Origin of the sequence: Polynucleobacter alcilacus (assembly GCF_018881545.1) — a bacterium.
Taxonomy (GTDB): domain Bacteria; phylum Pseudomonadota; class Gammaproteobacteria; order Burkholderiales; family Burkholderiaceae; genus Polynucleobacter; species Polynucleobacter alcilacus.
In genome coordinates this window covers 1,706,882-1,725,713 of record NZ_JACVQD010000001.1, presented here as the reverse complement: position 1 = coordinate 1,725,713, position 18,832 = coordinate 1,706,882, and the positions used below count along the sequence as shown (strand labels likewise).

Here is an 18,832-nt window from a genome sequence, read left to right as displayed (position 1 = left end):
ATGAAAAAAGTACTCATTCTTGGTGTGAACGGTTTTATTGGACACCACCTTTCTAAGCGCATTCTTGAGACAACCGATTGGGATGTCTATGGCATGGATATGCAAAATGATCGCCTCGGTGATTTAGTAAACCACCCGCGTATGCACTTCTTTGAAGGCGACATCACCATCAATAAGGAATGGGTTGAATACCATATTCGTAAATGTGATGTCATCTTGCCTTTGGTGGCCATTGCGACACCTGCAACTTATGTGCAACAACCATTGAAAGTGTTTGAACTCGACTTCGAAGCCAATCTGCCCATCGTTCGCTCTGCTGTTAAATACAACAAACATTTAGTTTTCCCATCGACATCCGAAGTGTATGGAATGTGTGAGGACGCTGAATTTGATCCTGCTCAATCCAATATGGTTTACGGCCCCATCAATAAGCCACGTTGGATCTACGCCTGTTCTAAGCAATTAATGGATCGTGTGATCTGGGGCTATGGCATGGAAGGCTTACGCTTTACCCTCTTCCGCCCGTTTAACTGGATTGGCCCTGGATTGGATAGTATCTACACACCAAAAGAAGGTTCATCCCGTGTTGTAACTCAGTTCCTAGGTCACATTGTGCGTGGCGAGCCTATTAACTTAGTTGATGGTGGCGCGCAAAAAAGGGCCTTCACATATATTGATGATGGTATCGATGCTTTGATGTGTATCATCGATAACAAAGATGGCATCGCTACTGGCAAAATCTATAACATCGGCAATCCTCAGAACAATCACTCGGTTCGTGACTTAGCCAATCAGATGCTTGAGATTGCACGCAGCATTCCGGAATACGCGAAGACCGCCAATGAAGTGAAGATTGTCGAAACCACTTCAGGTGCATATTACGGCGAAGGCTACCAAGACGTACAAAATCGCGTGCCTGCCATTGATAACACCATGAGTGAGTTGAGTTGGAAACCGACTACGACAATGTCTGATGCCCTGAAAAATATCTTTGAAGCCTATCGTCAGGATGTAGATAAAGCGCGTCACTTAGTCGATAAAGAATAAGTACCGAGGTTTATGGCAAAGATTGCGCTCAAGGTTGATGTTGATACCTTACGTGGCACTAAAGAGGGTGTGCCGAATTTAGCGCGTACCCTCGAGCGCTTTGGTCTTAAGGCCACCTTCCTATTTAGTCTTGGGCCTGACCATACTGGTTGGGCTCTGAAGCGCGTGTTTCGTCCCGGCTTTCTGAAAAAAGTGAGTCGTACTTCCGTCGTAGAGCATTACGGCATCAAGACCCTACTCTACGGCGTTCTGCTTCCGGGCCCAGACATTGGCAAACAAGCGTCTGCAGAAATGCGCGCGATAGACAAAGCAGGTCACGAGACCGGTATCCATACTTGGGATCATGTGGCATGGCAAGATGCTGTGCGCAAGCAAGATGCCACATGGACAAAAGCCATGATGCAAAAAAGTTGGGATCGCTTTGTAGCTATTTTTGGACACAAACCAGTCACCTATGGCGCTGCTGGCTGGCAAATGAATGAAGCTGCATTTGAGCAACTCGATCAATGGGGTATCGCCTACTCATCTGATGGTAGAGCAGAACCTAATCTCATGCCTTATCGCCTTGTACTACCCTCTGGTAAAGCAAAGCATGTGCAATACCCAACCACATTACCCACCTTGGATGAATTGATTGGTATCGATGGTGCCGATGAATTCGGAGCAGTAAAAAAACTCCTAGAAATTACCCAAAGCAACCCGAATGACCAAGTCTTTACTTTGCACGCTGAACTAGAGGGGCAAAAACTCCTACCGGCATTTGAGCAGCTATTGGCTGGATGGCTAAATCAGGGTCACGACCTCGTCACCATGGGAGAGCTCCATAAATCCTGGGAAGTTACCAAACAACTCGATAAAATAGCAGTATCACCTCTGACTTGGGGCGAAATACCCAATCGCAGTGGCGAGCTGATTATTCAGAGCAATTAAAATCTAGAGATAAACTAAACTTAAGAGAGATCATCATGACAGTAGCTATCGGCCAATCTATGCCTGAGTGTGCTATTCCAGCAACTTCAGGCCTGACATTTTCCTCAGCTTCGGCCAAAGGAAAAAAAATGGTGCTCTACTTTTATCCCAAAGATATGACTCCCGGTTGCACCGCTGAGTCTAGTGAGTTTCGCGATAATATCGAAGCCTTCTCTAAGGCAAATACTTTGGTCGTAGGTGTTTCTCGAGACAGTCTAAAGTCCCATGACAACTTCCGTAGCAAATTGGAGTTGCCGTTTGAGTTGGTTGCCGATACTGAAGAGAAGCTCTGCCAAATCTTCGGTGTCATGAAAATGAAGAATATGTATGGCAAGCAAGTCCGTGGGGTTGAGCGCAGCACCTTCCTGTTTGACTCCAATGGCAAGCTGGTTCGAGAGTGGCGCGGTCTTAAAGTGCCCGGCCATGTGACAGAGGTATTACAAGCAGCCCAAGCCACTACATAATTTTTACAACAATTTATTCTGAGGTGCTTGCAAACCCCAAGATTTGGGGTAAAGTAAAGCCATATGCACCGTAAACGACGGGAAAGTCTGATAATCCGTTTAAACCATCAACCTGAATATTTCAGAACAGGTTTGGAGAGCAACCCCCTCCATTTTTTAGATCTCACTGCAACTCATTTCGTAATAAACCGCCAACGCACACCGCTTGGCGGTTTTTTCTTTTAGGAGAGTCTGTATGCCATTACCCCCCATCCCAACTCAAATTGCTGATCAAGTAAAACTAAATCGCAAAGACGCTCCAGATTTAAAGAAACGTCCTGCCACAGCAAAACCAGTAGTGATGGAAACCTCTGATTGGGTTAACGATCCAGAAGAAGATCTGTCTGCAGCAGAAGTTGCTCTAGAAAAAATCAAGGCAGATCGTCATCCCGAGAGAAATGACGTGAAGACAGTGATGCCAGTAAAACCAAAACGCGTGATTCGTACTGGACCACCAAGCTTATTCGTTTTAGATACAAACGTATTAATGCATGATCCAAGTTCATTGTTTCGCTTCTCCGAGCATGATCTTTATTTACCCATGACCACTCTTGAAGAGTTGGATAATCATAAAAAAGGGATGACTGAGGTTGCTAGAAATGCCCGTACCGTCAGCAGATCCCTTGACCAACTCATCGGTGGTACTAGTGGCACACTGGATGATGGTATCCCTCTCAATAAGTTAGGTAATCAAGATGTCTCTGGTCGCCTATTCTTCCAAACCAAACTCTCTACCCAGCCATTGCCCGAAGGCTTACCAGAAGGCAAAGGCGACAACCTGATTTTGGCAGTCGTTGCTGAATTACAAAAGACTCGCAAAGGCCAAGAAGTTGTATTGGTATCGAAAGATATCAATATGCGCATCAAAGCACGGGCACTAGGTTTACCTGCAGAAGATTATTTCAATGACCAGGTATTAGAAGATCGCGACTTGATGTACTCAGGCGTGATGTCTTTATCGCAGGATTTCTGGCCAAAGCACGGCAAAGACATGGAGAGCTGGGCTGATTCAAGATCCGGTACCATGTTCTACAGAGTGACTGGCCCTGCCGTACCAAGTATGTTGGTAAATCAGTTTGTTTATCAAGAAAATCCAGATGGCTCGACACCATTCTATGCTCAAGTACGAGAAATCAATGGCAGGACAGCCCTTTTACAAACATTGCGTGATTTCTCTCACCAGAAAAACAATGTCTGGAGTGTGACTGCACGAAATCGTGAGCAAAACTTTGCCATGAACTTGCTGATGAACCCAGATATCGACTTCGTAACTCTTCTCGGCCAAGCTGGCACTGGTAAAACCTTGCTGGCTTTGGCTGCTGGACTAGAGCAAGTATTAGACAGTAAACGCTATAACGAGATCATCATTACCCGTGCAACAGTTCCGGTAGGTGAAGATATTGGCTTCCTGCCAGGCACAGAGGAAGAGAAAATGCAGCCATGGATGGGTGCATTTGACGATAACCTCGAAGTACTTCAACGGAATGATGATAGTGCTGGTGAGTGGGGTCGTGCAGCTACCCAAGAACTCATTCGTTCACGCATTAAAGTGAAGAGTATGAACTTCATGCGCGGTAGGACTTTTGTTAGTAAGTTCGTCATTATTGATGAGGCTCAAAACTTAACGCCTAAGCAAATGAAAACCCTGGTCACTCGTGCAGGTCCGGGTACTAAGATTATTTGTCTAGGTAATATTGCGCAGATTGATACTCCTTATTTAACTGAGGGTTCATCCGGCCTAACCTATGTGGTTGACCGCTTTAAAGGTTGGCGTCATGGTGGTCATATCACTCTTGCGCGCGGCGAGCGTTCACGTCTTGCGGATCATGCTGCCGACGCACTTTAAGCATCTCCCCTCATGCCGCACTCTGTTCGGGTGCGGCATTTTTATTTTCACGCTAATACTCTCGGGGTGTAGTACCTTTAGTAGCAAGCCTAACGCCTCTAAAGTTACCCAATTCAAGCAAGACACCAGCGTAGGTACTGAAGATATTTCCATTGCAGCGGTTGGATTAGTCGATGTGCCTTATCGCTTTGGCGGTAACACCCCAAAAGGAGGATTTGACTGCAGCGGACTCATTGTCTATGTCTATAACAAAGCTGCCGGCATTAAGCTACCGCGCACCATTCAGCTCATGAGCACCAAAGGGAAAAGTGTGGAAGACCAACCCCCAGCTCCAGGAGATTTAGTCTTCTTCAATACCACCGGTGAAAAATACTCTCACGCAGGAATCTATGTAGGGCAAGGCAGATTTGTGCATGCCCCCAGCGCAGGCGGAACAGTTCGGCTCGATTACATTACGGCACCCTATTGGGCTGCCAAATTTACTGAAGCGCGTCGGATAGCACCATAGTCAGTTTTAATATCTAGGTAGATTTTTTAATCTAGTGATGGCTAGAAGCCAATCGTGTAAGTTGCTAATGCTGTAGTCGTATTCGTGGCAATGAATGGCTGCTGCTGCCACAATATATTGAAGCCCAAACGTTCACGCTTATTTATGTCATATATCAAGCCAGCAGTAGCTGTTGCCATTGAGTTCACATTACCCGGCATGGCAACACTAAAACTTTCGAGACCAACAATCGCGCTTGTCACCTGATAGTTTGACATTGAGTATTTGAGGTTTTGTTGAATACCAATTGAAGCGGTACCAGTCAGATTTTCGGCTAAACCAAGCTGAAATCCAAGACCCCCAATTGCAGAGAAAGTATTTTGTGTCATTGCACTATATGAAAGTGGTAGCGTCACACTGGCGCTACTATTTTCCGTGTACGCACCCGTATTTACTCGGGTGTAACGCAGTCCAATATAAGGTACGACTGCAAATGAATCTGTTACAGGATGATGATAATTTGTAGTCAATTGATAGCCCTGTCCACTAAATTGAGTTGAACCAGAGCCTGCTTCAGTATTGGACAATTGAGTTCGAGTAATATTTAAAGTGCTCGATGAAGAGACGCCAGATGCCTGAATTCCAAGTCCTGTTTCATCTGGATTCATATACCATTTGGCAAACAGACCCCACATCGGACTTGCATTACTTTGGCTAAAACCTGAAGGCATACTAGTGCTGATCGACTGGTCTGCAAAAGCTCCAATGCGAAAGTTCTGCGAGGGTTTATAGCCAACAACCACTAAACCAGCTTGCTGGTTAGCTGATGGTGATGGACCTGCGTAGGTATAGCGGCCACCAACACTAGCGCAAAGATTATTTTTGTCATACATACGACAGTCATATGTCAAAGCAGCCTGATAAGCAGCGACTTGTTGGTTATAGATATTGGCCAAGCCAGCGGCACTAATTTGTACCGACTTGACCGTATTGTCTGTATCTACCTCAGTAAAATCGGAATCCAGTTGAAGGTAGACATCATTCCCATCGTAAGTCAAACGATACTTGGACAACGCAATATCAAAGTCGGTTGTAAAGCTCGTGAAAGTACCTGACCGACCTGCCGGTGCTGTGGTTATGAGTGTATATCTCCCTGCGTTGTAATGACCAGGCGTGGCATTCACGTACAAGCCTCCTGACAAGCTTGCGGTACCCGCGATCATTAACTTCTCGACATTGGAGGGTGTAAGCCCCATCTTTAAGTTACCAGTACTTGATTGCACATAATTTCCGCCCAGATTGGTATTAACAGTCTTCTGTTGGAGATCAAAGGTACCGTTATTCGTAACTAAACTTGAGTTGGCAATTGAGCCAGCATTAGCTAAAGCTAAGGTGCCGCCACTACTGATAGTGGTTTGACCTGAGTAAGTATTTGTACCAGCAAGTGTCACAGCTCCAGCACCCAGTATATTCAGAGCGCCTGCTCCACCAATGACACCTGAAAGAGTAAAGTTATTTCCGTTGGAATCAATAATGCTTGAACCAGTTAGATTTACGTTATTAGATAGGCTAACCGAAGAATTGGCCATTAGGGTAGATCCAGAAGCCATTGATACCGATCCAGTACCAAGTGCAGAGTCATTACCAACCCCAATTGTTCCCGAATTAATGGATGTTCCACCGCTATAGGTATTTGCATTAGAAAGGCTCAATACACCTGAGCCATTCATGGCCACATTGCCTGAACCCTTAATTATTCCAGTATAACTTCCGGCTCCAGAATCAGTAAAAGATAGAGTTCCATTGTTTGTCAAACTCGTGGCGCCTACAGCCGTTGATCCTGGAATCGCTATCGCATTACCCTCAAGCGTTGCACCTGAATTAACTATCGCGCTTCCTGAAAACCCCGTATTGCTTCCCTGCAGGATCAGTTTTCCTGCATTTACATTCACAGTTGCTAATCCTGTAATAGCAGTGAGAGGGTTGGATAACGTCCAAGCTCCCGAATCAATTTTGTTGAGGGTTTGGAATCTCGAGGTACTGTTGCCAAATGTGCCCGAGCCAGTTCCAGCAAATTGCAAAGTATTGCTACCGCCCCCTCCATCAATTGATCCAGATATTGATGAACCAGTTTGAATCGTGACGGTATTAGTTCCTGTTGCAAGACCAACGTTTCCTAAAACCTGACCATAGTTGGTGAAATTAACACTGCCATTGCCACTTGCTCCAAATACATTGCCAACCCCAGATGCCGTTCTGATAACACCAGAGGAATAATTGATAATTTCATTAGCTGCACCACTGCCAACGTTTTGAAACCAAACTGCTGTACCTGTAGCAGAGGTCAAGGTACCGTAGTTATAAATTCGATTACCAAACCCAGTTGGATTAATTGCCTCAGAGGCGCCAGAGGCTCCTGCTGCATTCACTGTTGCCCCAACTCCAATGGTGACCGTGTTGTTTGAATTTAACTCAATCGTATTATTGCCCGCATTAATTGGCGGGGTTCCAGTTCCCCCTGTCGCATAATTGATTACTGTAGCTCCGTCACCAATATTTAAAACGCCATTGTCTCTAATAAAAATTGCTTGGTTATTCACAGCCCCAGTACTAGGGGCAGAGACAGTTGCATTGGTCCCAATATTAATATTAGCGTTGTCACGCAATAAAATCGTCGCAGTATCAGGTCCAAAATTTGTAGTGTTTAAACCGACTGAGCTTCCTGTAGCAGTAGTAACTGAAATACCATCTTGTGTAGGCACCCCATTAGTGGTATTAGCTGCAGCACCAATTCGTCCAGTAAAGGTTCCACTACATGAAACAGCCCCGCTAACTGTTCCAGTAGCAGGATCCACATTAGTGCATCCCTGAGAGTAAGCCTTGCTGATGGCAAAAAAGCACATCAGAACGATTAAATATAATAGCCGCACCTTAGATATCAATTCAATAGTGAAAGAGAGCGCACTCAATTTAAAGATATGAAAAATAATTATTTAAATTTTGATAACCATTACTAATTTAAATAATAGATTAATGTAAAGTAAGCGATTGGCAAAGCTATTTAACAAACTAAGCATCAATAGCTCTGAAAATTAGATGTAGTAGATTTCAACTAATAGGAGAATTAGCATGAAGAAAATCATCATCGCTTTAAGTTTTGCATTGAGTTTTACCCTCCCCACTTACGCATTTGCAGATCAAGCAGCTTGCGAAGCAAAAGCAGTGAGTAAAGAGGGTAAGCCTCTGTATGGTGCAGCCAAAGATGCCTCAATCAAAAAATGTATGGGTGGATCAAAGCCTAATGATTGCGAAGCAAAAGCAGTAAGCAAGGATGGCAAGCCTTTGTATGGTGCAGCCAAAGATGCCTCAATCAAAAAATGTATGGGTGCTTAATTCGTTTTTAATTTACCTACATTAAAAAAGCCTCGCATTGCGAGGCTTTTTATTGATCTTTGATTACTAGTTAGAAATTGATGATGTCATTGTTCTATTAGAACGGCTCATAACCACCGGAAGAATAGCCAACTGATCCCATCGCCAAATTATCGAACTTGGTATACGGACCTTGCCAACTTAATCTGACTGTACCGATTGGGCCATTACGTTGTTTGCCAATGATGATCTCTGCCATCCCTTTATCAGTAGTGGTGTCTGGGTGATACACCTCATCACGATAAATAAACATAATGACGTCAGCATCTTGCTCAATCGCTCCTGACTCACGCAAGTCTGACATGATGGGACGTTTATTCGGTCGCTGCTCTAAGCCACGATTTAATTGAGAGAGTGCTACTACTGGGCACTGCAATTCTTTTGCAAGTGACTTCAGTGAGCGGGAAATTTCAGAAATCTCAGTCGCTCGATTTTCCTGACCAGAGCCACTCATGAGCTGCAAGTAGTCAATCACTACCAAGCCCAAAGTACCGCCAAAATTTCTGGCGATCCGCCGTGCTCTAGCGCGCAATTCAAGACTGGATAATGCGCCAGTCTCATCAATCAAAATTTGGGTATTACTTAAGCGCGCAATAGCATCGGTGACACGTGGCCATTCGTCATCTTGCAACTTACCGGTACGCATACGGCTTTGATCAACGCGCCCTACTGAGCCAAGTAAACGTGATGCCAATTGCTCACCTGACATCTCCATTGAGAAAATCACTACTGGCAAACCTTCAGAAAGCGCAACGTTCTCTGCAATATTGAGTGCCAAGGCAGTGTTATGCGTAACTACATAGTCATTGGTTATATAGGTTCTTTGAGGATGACTAACTGAAATACATTGCGCCTCAAATACCCTGGACGGCTCAATGCTCTGAAATGAAAGCCTGCGCTGTCGATCCCAGGTAGCCCGTAATCTTTCTTTCTTTTCAGGCAAGGTAAAAGCTTGAAAGGCTGGACCAAAACTCATATTTAAAACATAAGATAAGCGACCCCGCTTCTTTTCACCCTTGTAGGTATAGCTAGTCTGCTTATGTGCTATTGAACAAAAGCCCCCCAAAGATCTAGCTAAAGAAGCAAGGTCTTCAGACAATTGCTTACTGACAGTGCAATAGCGAATGGAACCCCATTTCTCAATCCAGCCATCAGTGTCCATCAGGCCTTGGAACAATGCGAGACGAGAATTCTGATTGGCCTCAAGATAGGTTGCGGGAATAAATTTATCAAAACTTCTGCAACCCAGGACACCTATATCTTGCAGTGCAGACCTAAAATAATTCTCTGGAACTGCTTGACGCTCTCCATTTACAGCAATTCTGGCTTTGGAGACTAATCTCCAGTCGTACGCATTTGCATGAACCAGCTCCATCTCATAGTTTGCAAGCAAATTCATACGCTCTACAAGCTCAGGTGACTTAGTTGAAAACATCACTGAGCCATGGGATAAGGCTAGAGTGCCATCACCTAGTAATGCCCCTAAAACCCACGGATGAATCGGCAATTCATTCGAGTGGCCAAAATCGCCTGAGACAGGGTCTACCCATAATCTATTTTTATACCGAACACACTGCAGCATTTCCATCAAGCGCAAAGTATTGATGACGCGTGGCTCAGACCAATCTCGATACATCACACGCCATAGGTGTTCATTGCAACACTCAGCGTGACGACCATCAGAAAAAGTTACTTTGTATATCTGCTTAATGCCTTGCGGGTAAATGCCGGTCACCATCGAGTGCTGGCCATCCACAGAAGCGAGACGATCGCCAAAACGTAAATCGCCCATCAACTTCCAACCATCCACCGTTTTCACTTTTGCATCTAGTGGTTGCGCCTTGCCCATGGAAGGACGACCCGCAACAATCACCAAGTCGCCTTTTTGCAAGCCACTGGTTTGTTTATCTAAGTCAATGAAGCCGGTAGCAATACCAGTAATGTCGCTGCCGCCTTGACGGTTGTATAGCTCATCAATTCTGGCAACGACCGAACGTAGGAGTGGTTCGATCTCCAAATAGTCTGCTTTACGACTACCCTCTTCACCGATTTGTAAAATGCGAGACTCTGCTTCATCCAATAGCGTTCTGACAGAACGGCCTTCTGGAACAAAAGCTGAGTTAACAATATTGTCTGAAACTTCAATCAAGCGACGCAGAATACTGCGGTCACGAACGATGTCTGCATAACCTTTGATGTTCGCAGCACTCGGTGTGTTTTGCGCTAAAGAATTCAGGTAATCCACGCTGACTAAATCACCACCCTGCTCAGATTTAATTGCATCATGAACTGTAATCACGTCAGCTGGATGATTGTCACCGACTAAACGTTGAATGACCTTATAGATCAATGCATGTTCGGGGCGGTAGAAATCTTTATCGGTTAACACGCCACCTAGACGATCCCAGGCGGTGTTATCAATCAATAGACCGCCGAGCAAAGATTGCTCGGCTTCTACAGAATGCGGTGGAACTTTTAAAGCCTGCACAACTGCGTCCCCAGAACCCATCATGCCGGGATTCAGCGTAACGGAACGTGAACGGGATTCAGCCATGAGGCTAGTTTACAGATCTAAAACTTAAGCTTGCTCGCCAACTACACGAATAGTGATGTCTGCTACTACATCGGTATGAACAGCTACCGCAACAGGATGATCACCAACCATTTTTAATGGGCCAGTAGGCATACGGATCGAAGCTTTCTCAATCGTGAAACCTTTGGCTTTCAAAGCATCAGCGATATCGTGATTGGTTACAGAACCAAACAAACGACCGTCAACACCCGCTTTTTGACCGATTTCGAGAACCAAGTCTTTGAGCTTTGCGCCAACCGCTTCAGCAGCAGCCAATTTCTCAGCAGCCAATTTTTCCAACTCGGCACGACGCGTTGCGAAATCAGCAATTGCTGCCTCAGTCGCACGACGCGCTTTACGTTGTGGGATTAAGAAATTACGAGCGAAACCGTCTTTAACGCGTACTACGTCGCCGAGGTTGCCCAAGTTTGTTACTTTTTCTAAAAGAATGATTTGCATTGAGGGCTCCCAATTATTTCTTATGTTGATCGGAGAATGGCAATAAAGCCAAGAAACGAGCACGCTTGATAGCAGTGTCTAACTGACGCTGATATTTTGCTTTTGTGCCTGTCAAACGAGCAGGAGTAATCTTGGCATTCTCGCCAATGAAGTCCTTCAATGTATCTACATCTTTGTAGTCGATTTGCTCAACGCCACCAACTGTGAAACGGCAATAACGCTTACGCTTGAACAATGGGTTCTGAGCTGGTTTCTTTTTGAAATCGGGTTTCTTTCCAAACGCCATGATGATTTCCTCTTTAATTTTTCAATTGAATATGGTTAATATGGAAAACAAGTCTTTGATTACGTAGAGTCTTGGGTGCTAAGAATCCTTCGAACACTGCCTCAGTCCCTAAATCCATTTGCTCTAGATCCTTTTGTATCGGACCGATTGCAATGGCTTCAACGCTCATCTGGATTTTCCTGGCCACTCCTACCTCGTTTGCTTGACCGCTATGTTCTAGCTGGCAATGCATCACCGGTATTCCTGCTGGTGTAAATCGAATTGCGTCTTTAGATACCAAGATTGCAGTGAGGGTGAAATGATTCAACGCCGCTCCGCTACTCTGATACGTTTTCTTGTCTGTGTCTTCCTCTTCAAATTTTTAACTTAGGCCACTACTGCAGGAGCTTCGGTTTGAGCTGATTTGCGCGCTTCTTCACGTTGTACTTCTTTCATCATGATTGAAGGCTCTACTTCTGCTTTCTTAGTCTTGATGATGAGGTGACGCAAAACAGCATCGTTAAATTTAAATGCATGCTCGAGCTCTTCCAGAGTTTTCTGGTCACACTCAATATTCATGCAAACGTAGTGGGCTTTAGCAAGTTTGTCGATCATGTAAGCCATCTGACGACGACCCCAATCTTCAATACGATGAATTTTGCCACCAGCAGCTGCTAATGTCGCTTTATAGCGATCGATCATCGCGGGCACTTGCTCGCTTTGGTCCGGATGGACGATAAAGACGATTTCATAATGACGCATCTAACACTCCTTAAGGATAAAGTCACCTGGGCGTCTTGCTAACTTCCGATGGTTTTAAAGTTAGCGCCAGTGTGACAAGGTAGTAACAAATTGTAAGTACTGCTACAACACTTTCAAAACCGCTTTTCAGCGCTTACCTAATCTCCGGCAAGACCGCTATTCTAGCAAAAAAATCCTGCCAAGTCAGGGATTTATCTACTTTTGCGGCATTTAATGCCAGTTGGAGTGCAATCCGCGCCCTAGGGGCTGTCAAAGTACCAGAGGCTAAGCAACCCTCAAGGTCTTTTTCAGGAATATTGGGGTAGGTAGAGCCAGCACCAGTTCTACTAGTCCTGACCAGGGCAATCCCTTGGGAAGCGGCCTCAGCTAATGGCGTCTGCCACGCATCATGAAAGCCTCCCATCCCAGAGCCAGCGAGAACCAAACCTTTCACTCCACTTCCTAGCCATTGGGCAACTGTTTGGGGGCGGGCACCCGCATGGCTAGTCAAAATCTCAACCCAAGGCCATTCATCACCCTTGGGAAGGGGTAAATCCTCATTCCAGGCTGCTTGAACCGCTTTGACACCGGATAACCACGATGGATTGATCAAGCCAGCAGAGCTGCTTGGCGATGACTGTAGTGGCGCATTCAGCGCTGTGGGGTGGCGTTTGGAGAGATCCATTGCCAAACAAGCTCTGCCATCCATAACTGCATAAACACCACCCGGGCAATTATCCAAAGGAGTTGATGCCCAGCGGATCGCATCCAATAAATTGGATGGCCCATCTGCCCCTGCGGCATTTGCTGGAAGCATGGCCCCGGTCAGAATAATTCTCTTGCCTAATTCTTGAGCAGATTTTCCGCAGATCAGTTGTAAAAAGAGGCCAGTTTCTTCGATAGTGTCCGTACCGTGAGTAATCACTAACCCTTTAACCCAATTGTTTGCAAGGGCTTCTTGAACTGTTTTCCCAAGTAAGCTCAATAAAGGTTCTGTGAGGTTGCGACTGTTAATGTTGGCAATCTGATGGGAAACGAGCTTAAGGCCCTCCGGAATAGCCGATTCGATATGGGCCAACAAAGAGCTAACGGTGACCTGACCAGCCTCATATTGCAGAGGATTTTCAGGTTTAGCAGCGAGCCCAGCAATGGTGCCGCCCATACCCAAAACTAAGATATGGGGTGAATTTTCAGGTTTAGCTTGATTTGGGCTCATCTCCCATTATCTCCCTAAATGACTTGAAAAATAAAATAGTGCTGTATACAATCCCAGTATGGACATAAATACAGTTGATTTTCCCGAGGAGCTGACTGCCCTCCCTAAGCTCACTTCCCGTCAGAATGAGATCTTGGAGTTGATCACCAAGGCCATCGATGAGAGTGGCTCACCCCCCACTCGTGCAGAGATCGCTACTGAACTCGGATTTGCCTCTGCTAATGCGGCCGAAGAACATTTACGTGCACTCGCAAAAAAAGGTTATATCGAATTAACGCCAGGAACTTCTCGTGGCATTCGTATTCCGCAACGATTTAATCAAACGCATAACAGCAATAAATATCGTCAGATGTCTTTGCCGTCAGGTGCTCTCCAACAGCTGACTTTACCTTTAATTGGGCGGGTTGCTGCTGGTTCACCAATCATGGCTGTAGAGCATATTGAAAAGCAAGTGCCGATTGATCCTAGCCTGTTCAGCAAAGGCGCTGATTACTTGTTGAAAGTAAAAGGGATGAGTATGCGCGATGCTGGAATTTTGGATGGCGACTACTTAGCCGTCAGAAAAACAACCGAAGTACGCAACGGAGATATTGTGGTTGCGCGCCTTGATGATGAAGTCACCGTAAAGCGTTGGCTGCAAAAGAAAACGGCGAATGGTATGGTGATCGAATTACAGGCCGAGAATCCTGACTTCAAAAATATTATTGTCGATGACCGTCAACTAAATTTTGCAATTGAAGGCCAGGCAGTAGGCCTCATTCGGGCAGAAGGCTTATAAAGCGGATGTGCTAAAGCAAAAGGCCTCCAATGGAGGCCTTTTTATTTATGTGGCTTACCTTATTTCTTGCTTGGCGCCACAACGTTTGCATTCTTTGGTGATGATGTGATCGTAATCACAGTTTTAGGGCCTGATAAAGAACCTTCATTCAGCTCAACAGTAGCAGTGCGGTCACCCTTAGTGAATACCAAAATACTTGTCTTCGATTTCACCGCACTAATCGTTGTCCAGCCTGCTCTTGGATATTCAGATTGGAAGAAAGCGTAAATATCTGTTGGTGTTTGCACGCCGGATAAGACTACACGACCGACCCAATTATCCCCCCGTCCAATAATTAATGAATCAGATCCAATAATTTTGGACGCTGCGGGAAGTGGCATGTCGCCCAAAAGTTGAGATTGAATCTCCTGCACTTCATTGGGCGTTCCTGTTGGGGAATCTCCAGAACTGGCACAACCGGCTAAGAGCGCGGTGAGACATGCTGTATATGCAGCACCTTTAGAAACGGAGAAAAAATTCATCATATCTTTACCTAGCGTTTGAATAAACCCATTTTAGGGTATGCGCCTAAATCGTCAAGACAAATTACTGGAGGCGCGTGAGGGAATCGAACCCCCGTACGAAGCTTTGCAGGCTCCTGCCTAACCACTCGGCCAACGCGCCAGATAATCAAATCAAAAATGGGAAGCTTTTGAGGGCTTCCCATCGAACTTGGAGCGGGAAAGGAGGTTCGAACTCCCGACCTATACCTTGGCAAGGTATCGCTCTACCAGCTGAGCTATTCCCGCATAACAGGGCGACAGTTTAACAAACAATCCTCAAGAAAGCATTTTTCCGCAAGAACACCAAATTCTCTGTCACGCCAATCACCCCAAAATCCATATGTGGCTTGGGTTTGAAAGCTTTAATCGATTTTGCCAGCTAATTGTGGCAAAGCCTTTTTCATGTAATAAAACATTGACCATAAGGTTAAGAAGGAGGCAACCCAAATGAGCCAAGTACCAACTCGGGCGCAGTCTAACCAACCAAATAAAGTGTCATTGAGCAATAAAAAGGGAATTGCAATAAGTTGCGCAGTGGTTTTTAACTTACCAACCATATGAACAGCAACACTTTTTCCTGAACCTAATAAAGCCATCCACTCACGTAAGGCCGAGATGGTGATCTCGCGACCAATAATAATGAGAGCTACCCATACCTGGACACGATCCATATTCAGCAATACTAACAATGCGGCTGCCACAATCAACTTATCCGCAACAGGATCTAAGAATTGGCCAAAGGCGGATTCTTGCTGCATGCGGCGTGCTAAAAATCCATCTAACCAATCAGTAAGCGCTGCAAGCACAAAGACGATCGTTGCAAAAAGATTTTTCTCAAACGGTGTGAGCCAAGAATTTGGTAGATAAAAAATAGCTATCAGCAATGGTATTGCCGCAACACGTAACCAAGTTAGGGCGATAGGAAGATTAAATGGCATTGGATAAGCATAAACTAAGTGGGAATGACATTACTTAGTGAAGTTGACGATAAATCTGCTCAGCTAGGGTTAAAGATACGCCTTCCACGCTAGCAATCTCCTCAATACTGGCGTTAGCAACCCCTTTTAGACCCCCAAAGCGCGCCAATAACTTCTGACGCCGCTTTGCGCCGATACCCTCTATCTCTTCTAGGCGCGAGACTGTTCTTGCCTTTGCTCGCTTAGCGCGCATGCCGGTAATTGCGAAACGATGCGCTTCATCCCGAATCTGAGCAACCAATAAAAGCGCGGCACTATCAATTCCTAACTCTAATGCGGGGCGGCCATCCGCAAAGATCAGGGTTTCCAAGCCCACCTTACGACCCTCACCTTTTGCCACGCCCACAATCAAGCTTACATCCATACCAAATTCCGTCAGGACTTGCCTAGCCATTTCAACCTGCCCTTTACCACCATCAATCAGAATCACCTGAGGTATTTTGTCGACAGGCAACTCTTGGAAGTTCGCGTAGCGTCTTTGCAAGACCTGACGCATGGCAGCATAGTCATCCCCTGGAGTGATGTCGTTAATATTGAAACGTCGATACTCACTAGACTGCATAGCGTTCTTGGCATACACCACACAAGATGCTTGTGTAGCCTCGCCAGAAGTATGACTAATGTCAAAACATTCAATCCGCAGTTGCTCGAGACTTTCTAAATCTAGAGCCAGAATATCCGCCAGTGCCCGCGCTCTAGCCAGCTGTCCACCAGTCTCCACGAGACGTTTTGTCAGTGCAATCTTTGCATTGCCTTCGGCCATCGCCAGCCAATGGCGCCTTTGCCCTTGTGGCTGAAAGAGGAAAGTAATTTTTCTACCGGCCTGCGTGTTCATCAAGTCATGTAAATCTTCCGGCGGGGTTTCGCTAAGAGCAGAAAGGTCATCACCCACTGACTGAAGCGCGTAATTTAAGACGATCACTGGGGGGATTAAATTAGTACTTACTTCAGTATTGCCAGTAAGGTCTTCTAAATAATGCTGAGCAATAAAGGCTTCTAAAATTTCTGCAGGCGATGGTAACTCACCAGACGCTGTGCGTAAACCTTTCGGGAAGTACGCTCTGTCGCCTAAATGACGGCCGCCTCGCACCATCGCCAAGTTCACACACACCATTCCTTCCATTAAGGCAACGGCAATCACATCTACATCGCCCTCACCTTCTGCTACTGTATCCATAGATTGCTGCTGCAGAACACTAGAGAGATCAGCAATCCGATCACGCAATACTGCTGCCATCTCGAATTCCATTGCCTCGCTATGGGCATGCATTTCTCTTTCGAGTTCCGACAGAACGCGACTATGATTCCCCTCTAAAAAACGCGTTGCTTGAGCAACATCTTGACTATATTGCTCCACACTTAGCCTGCCTACGCAGGGTGCGCTACAACGATGAATTTGATGCAGGAGACATGGGCGGCTCCGATTTTTAAATACGGAATCCTCGCAGGTCCGCAAACGGAAAACTTTTTGTAGAATCTGAACGCTGTTACGGACCGCCCAAGAATTGGGGAATGGGCCAAAGTAGTGATTACGTTTATCTACCTTGCCACGATAAGAAGCCAAGCGGGGAAATTGGTGGCCCGTTAACATCACATAGGGATAAGATTTGTCATCCCGAAAAAGAATATTGAATGGTGGAGCCAATTCTTTAATGAGATTGTTCTCCAGAATGAGTGCTTCCGTTTCAGTCCGTGTTACTGTTGTTTCGTAGCGGGCAATTTTGCCCACCATCAACGCTATGCGTGGTGAAAGTTGTTTACTTTGAAAATAACTGGAGACCCGTTTTTTGAGATTGCGTGCTTTGCCAACATACAGAATCTGTCCCGCCTCATCAAAGAAGCGATATACCCCCGGCAATCCGGGTAGCCGTTTAACGTCCTGCTGAAGGTTTTCAAAAAGCGAATTACTCATGCGTTGGGATATTTTCTGCCAAATCGTAGACAACTATGGAGATGCTGGTGTTTGCTGGCGTCTAGCCCGAAGCTTATCAAGTCTTCATGGCCAAACTATCCGTATTTTTTGCGATGACCTACCAACCCTTAATTTACTCGCTTCCGGCATTGATGAGGCAGTTAAACACCAAATTGATATACAAGCTTGGGAAGCAAGTTACAGCAATGTACGCCACCCTGTTACTGCGCCCGATGTTGTCATTGAAGCCTTCGGCTGCGACCTACCCGAGCGCTATCTTGCCGGTCTGTTTATTGCTCCCATCAAACCCATCATCATTAACCTAGAGTATCTCAGTGCTGAGCCATGGGTAGCGGAGTTTCATGCCAAAGCCTCACCCCAGTCTCACGGCATAGCAAAATATTTTTTCTTTCCAGGCTTTCGTGATGATGTTGGCGGGCTATTGCTCGATCCCATTCCGCCAGAGGGTTATTTAGTTACAAAGCAACTTCCCCAAGACCTAAAGTCAGTTTGGTCAAAGCTACGCCCTAATGCAAAACGAGTCAGTATTTTTTGCTACCCCGGAATCCCATTACGTCAATGGCTTGAAGACTTAGGCAATCTTGGTGAGAACTTCGATATCTTGCTAGCGCATGGTCATTCTGAATTACTGAATGTCTATGACGAGCAAGCCATTCAATTACCCACCAGCCTGCAATTAATACCGATGCCATTTGTGTCGCAAGATGACTATGACTGGGTTCTATCGCAATGCGACTTCAATATTGTTCGCGGCGAAGACTCCTTCATCCGCGCTCAGCTAGCGGGCAAACCATTTATCTGGCACATCTACCCCCAAGAAGATCATGCTCATGAGGTGAAATTGGCAGCCTTTTTAGACTTGTATCTTGAAAGCGCTAGCCAAGACCTGAGATTAGCAAGCATTGCTGCCATGACCTGGTCAATGCCCAGTGAGTGGATTGGCTCCCTAGATGCCTGGCATGCCCATGCCAAAGCCTGGCGTGCCGATTTACTCGAAAAACAAGCCGATGGCGGCTTGGCTGCACGCCTATTGCACTTTATAGCCTAAGCCTAGCGATATAGGCT

At 45.7% G+C, this 18,832-nt stretch carries 17 protein-coding genes, 2 tRNA genes and 1 pseudogene; 8 read left to right on the top strand and 12 right to left on the bottom strand.

Annotated features, from left to right (window positions below; all coding sequences use genetic code 11):
- From ICN45_RS08940 to ICN45_RS08920, 5 genes and pseudogenes are all read left to right on the top strand, one after another.
- Positions 1 to 1,047: a bifunctional UDP-4-keto-pentose/UDP-xylose synthase gene (locus ICN45_RS08940; RefSeq protein WP_216175315.1), complete on the top strand. Its 1,047-nt coding sequence runs from the start codon at positions 1 to 3 to the stop codon at positions 1,045 to 1,047.
- Positions 1,048 to 1,059: 12 nt separating this feature from the next.
- Positions 1,060 to 1,977 carry a polysaccharide deacetylase family protein gene (locus ICN45_RS08935; protein WP_216175314.1) on the top strand — a complete coding sequence of 306 codons (918 nt, stop codon included), beginning with the start codon at positions 1,060 to 1,062 and terminating at the stop codon, positions 1,975 to 1,977.
- Between the two features lie 35 nt (positions 1,978 to 2,012).
- Positions 2,013 to 2,480 (top strand): peroxiredoxin, encoded by a 468-nt coding sequence (locus tag ICN45_RS08930; RefSeq protein ID WP_216175313.1) that lies wholly within the window; start codon positions 2,013 to 2,015, stop codon positions 2,478 to 2,480.
- Positions 2,481 to 2,715: 235 nt separating this feature from the next.
- Positions 2,716 to 4,365, top strand: a complete 1,650-nt coding sequence (locus ICN45_RS08925) for a PhoH family protein (protein ID WP_216175312.1) — start codon at positions 2,716 to 2,718, stop codon at positions 4,363 to 4,365.
- 22 nt (positions 4,366 to 4,387) lie between these two features.
- Positions 4,388 to 4,870: pseudogene (locus tag ICN45_RS08920) on the top strand (C40 family peptidase); the annotation flags it as partial.
- Between the two features lie 44 nt (positions 4,871 to 4,914).
- Here the strand turns inward: ICN45_RS08920 and ICN45_RS08915 are convergent.
- Positions 4,915 to 7,755 carry an autotransporter outer membrane beta-barrel domain-containing protein gene (locus ICN45_RS08915; RefSeq protein WP_216175310.1) on the bottom strand — a complete coding sequence of 947 codons (2,841 nt, stop codon included), beginning with the start codon at positions 7,753 to 7,755 and terminating at the stop codon, positions 4,915 to 4,917.
- Positions 7,756 to 7,981: 226 nt separating this feature from the next.
- Between ICN45_RS08915 and ICN45_RS08910 the strand changes: the two genes are divergently transcribed.
- Positions 7,982 to 8,245, top strand: coding sequence for a hypothetical protein (locus ICN45_RS08910; protein ID WP_216175309.1), 264 nt, complete (start codon positions 7,982 to 7,984; stop codon positions 8,243 to 8,245).
- Between the two features lie 97 nt (positions 8,246 to 8,342).
- On the opposite strand, the gene dnaB is transcribed toward ICN45_RS08910, so the two are convergent.
- The 6 genes from dnaB to ICN45_RS08880 form a co-directional block, all read right to left on the bottom strand.
- Positions 8,343 to 10,838 carry a replicative DNA helicase gene (gene dnaB, locus ICN45_RS08905; RefSeq protein ID WP_439650786.1) on the bottom strand — a complete coding sequence of 832 codons (2,496 nt, stop codon included), beginning with the start codon at positions 10,836 to 10,838 and terminating at the stop codon, positions 8,343 to 8,345.
- Positions 10,839 to 10,862: 24 nt separating this feature from the next.
- Positions 10,863 to 11,315, bottom strand: coding sequence for a 50S ribosomal protein L9 (gene rplI / locus ICN45_RS08900; RefSeq protein ID WP_216175308.1), 453 nt, complete (start codon positions 11,313 to 11,315; stop codon positions 10,863 to 10,865).
- A gap of 13 nt (positions 11,316 to 11,328) precedes the next feature.
- Positions 11,329 to 11,601: a 30S ribosomal protein S18 gene (gene rpsR / locus ICN45_RS08895; RefSeq protein ID WP_028819198.1), complete on the bottom strand. Its 273-nt coding sequence runs from the start codon at positions 11,599 to 11,601 to the stop codon at positions 11,329 to 11,331.
- Between the two features lie 13 nt (positions 11,602 to 11,614).
- Positions 11,615 to 11,908 carry a primosomal replication protein N gene (gene priB / locus ICN45_RS08890; protein WP_087909119.1) on the bottom strand — a complete coding sequence of 98 codons (294 nt, stop codon included), beginning with the start codon at positions 11,906 to 11,908 and terminating at the stop codon, positions 11,615 to 11,617.
- Positions 11,909 to 11,967: 59 nt separating this feature from the next.
- A complete protein-coding gene (gene rpsF / locus ICN45_RS08885) occupies positions 11,968 to 12,342 on the bottom strand; it encodes a 30S ribosomal protein S6 (protein WP_216175307.1) in 375 nt (124 codons plus the stop codon).
- Positions 12,343 to 12,475: 133 nt separating this feature from the next.
- Positions 12,476 to 13,537 carry an asparaginase gene (locus ICN45_RS08880; RefSeq protein ID WP_216175306.1) on the bottom strand — a complete coding sequence of 354 codons (1,062 nt, stop codon included), beginning with the start codon at positions 13,535 to 13,537 and terminating at the stop codon, positions 12,476 to 12,478.
- Between the two features lie 58 nt (positions 13,538 to 13,595).
- On the opposite strand from ICN45_RS08880, the gene lexA reads away from it, so the two are divergent.
- Positions 13,596 to 14,315, top strand: a complete 720-nt coding sequence (gene lexA, locus ICN45_RS08875) for a transcriptional repressor LexA (protein WP_216175305.1) — start codon at positions 13,596 to 13,598, stop codon at positions 14,313 to 14,315.
- A 59-nt stretch (positions 14,316 to 14,374) separates the two neighbouring features.
- On the opposite strand, the gene ICN45_RS08870 is transcribed toward lexA, so the two are convergent.
- The 5 genes from ICN45_RS08870 to uvrC form a co-directional block, all read right to left on the bottom strand.
- Positions 14,375 to 14,839 (bottom strand): hypothetical protein, encoded by a 465-nt coding sequence (locus ICN45_RS08870; protein ID WP_255531129.1) that lies wholly within the window; start codon positions 14,837 to 14,839, stop codon positions 14,375 to 14,377.
- Positions 14,840 to 14,904: 65 nt separating this feature from the next.
- Positions 14,905 to 14,978 (bottom strand) — tRNA-Cys (locus tag ICN45_RS08865).
- A 49-nt stretch (positions 14,979 to 15,027) separates the two neighbouring features.
- Positions 15,028 to 15,103, bottom strand: a tRNA-Gly gene (locus ICN45_RS08860).
- Between the two features lie 116 nt (positions 15,104 to 15,219).
- Positions 15,220 to 15,795: a CDP-diacylglycerol--glycerol-3-phosphate 3-phosphatidyltransferase gene (gene pgsA, locus ICN45_RS08855; RefSeq protein ID WP_216175304.1), complete on the bottom strand. Its 576-nt coding sequence runs from the start codon at positions 15,793 to 15,795 to the stop codon at positions 15,220 to 15,222.
- A 34-nt stretch (positions 15,796 to 15,829) separates the two neighbouring features.
- A complete protein-coding gene (gene uvrC, locus ICN45_RS08850; protein ID WP_216175303.1) occupies positions 15,830 to 17,746 on the bottom strand; it encodes an excinuclease ABC subunit UvrC in 1,917 nt (638 codons plus the stop codon).
- Between uvrC and earP the strand changes: the two genes are divergently transcribed.
- A complete protein-coding gene (gene earP, locus ICN45_RS08845; RefSeq protein ID WP_216175302.1) occupies positions 17,745 to 18,815 on the top strand; it encodes an elongation factor P maturation arginine rhamnosyltransferase EarP in 1,071 nt (356 codons plus the stop codon). The two genes, uvrC and earP, sit on opposite strands and share 2 nt — an antisense overlap.
- Positions 18,816 to 18,832: the final 17 nt, after the last annotated feature.

Excerpts from the sequence above, each read along its gene's own strand:
- rpsR (WP_028819198.1), bottom strand. The coding sequence starts at position 11,601 with ATGGCGTTTGGAAAGAAACCCGATTTCAAAAAGAAACCAGCTCAGAAC.
- ICN45_RS08915 (WP_216175310.1), bottom strand. The coding sequence starts at position 7,755 with ATGTGCTTTTTTGCCATCAGCAAGGCTTACTCTCAGGGATGCACTAAT.
- ICN45_RS08930 (WP_216175313.1), top strand. The coding sequence starts at position 2,013 with ATGACAGTAGCTATCGGCCAATCTATGCCTGAGTGTGCTATTCCAGCA.
- ICN45_RS08940 (WP_216175315.1), top strand. The coding sequence starts at position 1 with ATGAAAAAAGTACTCATTCTTGGTGTGAACGGTTTTATTGGACACCAC.
- ICN45_RS08925 (WP_216175312.1), top strand. The coding sequence starts at position 2,716 with ATGCCATTACCCCCCATCCCAACTCAAATTGCTGATCAAGTAAAACTA.
- dnaB (WP_439650786.1), bottom strand. The coding sequence starts at position 10,838 with ATGGCTGAATCCCGTTCACGTTCCGTTACGCTGAATCCCGGCATGATG.
- ICN45_RS08870 (WP_255531129.1), bottom strand. The coding sequence starts at position 14,839 with ATGATGAATTTTTTCTCCGTTTCTAAAGGTGCTGCATATACAGCATGT.
- ICN45_RS08935 (WP_216175314.1), top strand. The coding sequence starts at position 1,060 with ATGGCAAAGATTGCGCTCAAGGTTGATGTTGATACCTTACGTGGCACT.
- pgsA (WP_216175304.1), bottom strand. The coding sequence starts at position 15,795 with ATGCCATTTAATCTTCCTATCGCCCTAACTTGGTTACGTGTTGCGGCA.
- rplI (WP_216175308.1), bottom strand. The coding sequence starts at position 11,315 with ATGCAAATCATTCTTTTAGAAAAAGTAACAAACTTGGGCAACCTCGGC.
- rpsF (WP_216175307.1), bottom strand. The coding sequence starts at position 12,342 with ATGCGTCATTATGAAATCGTCTTTATCGTCCATCCGGACCAAAGCGAG.
- ICN45_RS08910 (WP_216175309.1), top strand. The coding sequence starts at position 7,982 with ATGAAGAAAATCATCATCGCTTTAAGTTTTGCATTGAGTTTTACCCTC.
- uvrC (WP_216175303.1), bottom strand. The coding sequence starts at position 17,746 with ATGAGTAATTCGCTTTTTGAAAACCTTCAGCAGGACGTTAAACGGCTA.
- ICN45_RS08880 (WP_216175306.1), bottom strand. The coding sequence starts at position 13,537 with ATGAGCCCAAATCAAGCTAAACCTGAAAATTCACCCCATATCTTAGTT.
- earP (WP_216175302.1), top strand. The coding sequence starts at position 17,745 with ATGCGTTGGGATATTTTCTGCCAAATCGTAGACAACTATGGAGATGCT.
- lexA (WP_216175305.1), top strand. The coding sequence starts at position 13,596 with ATGGACATAAATACAGTTGATTTTCCCGAGGAGCTGACTGCCCTCCCT.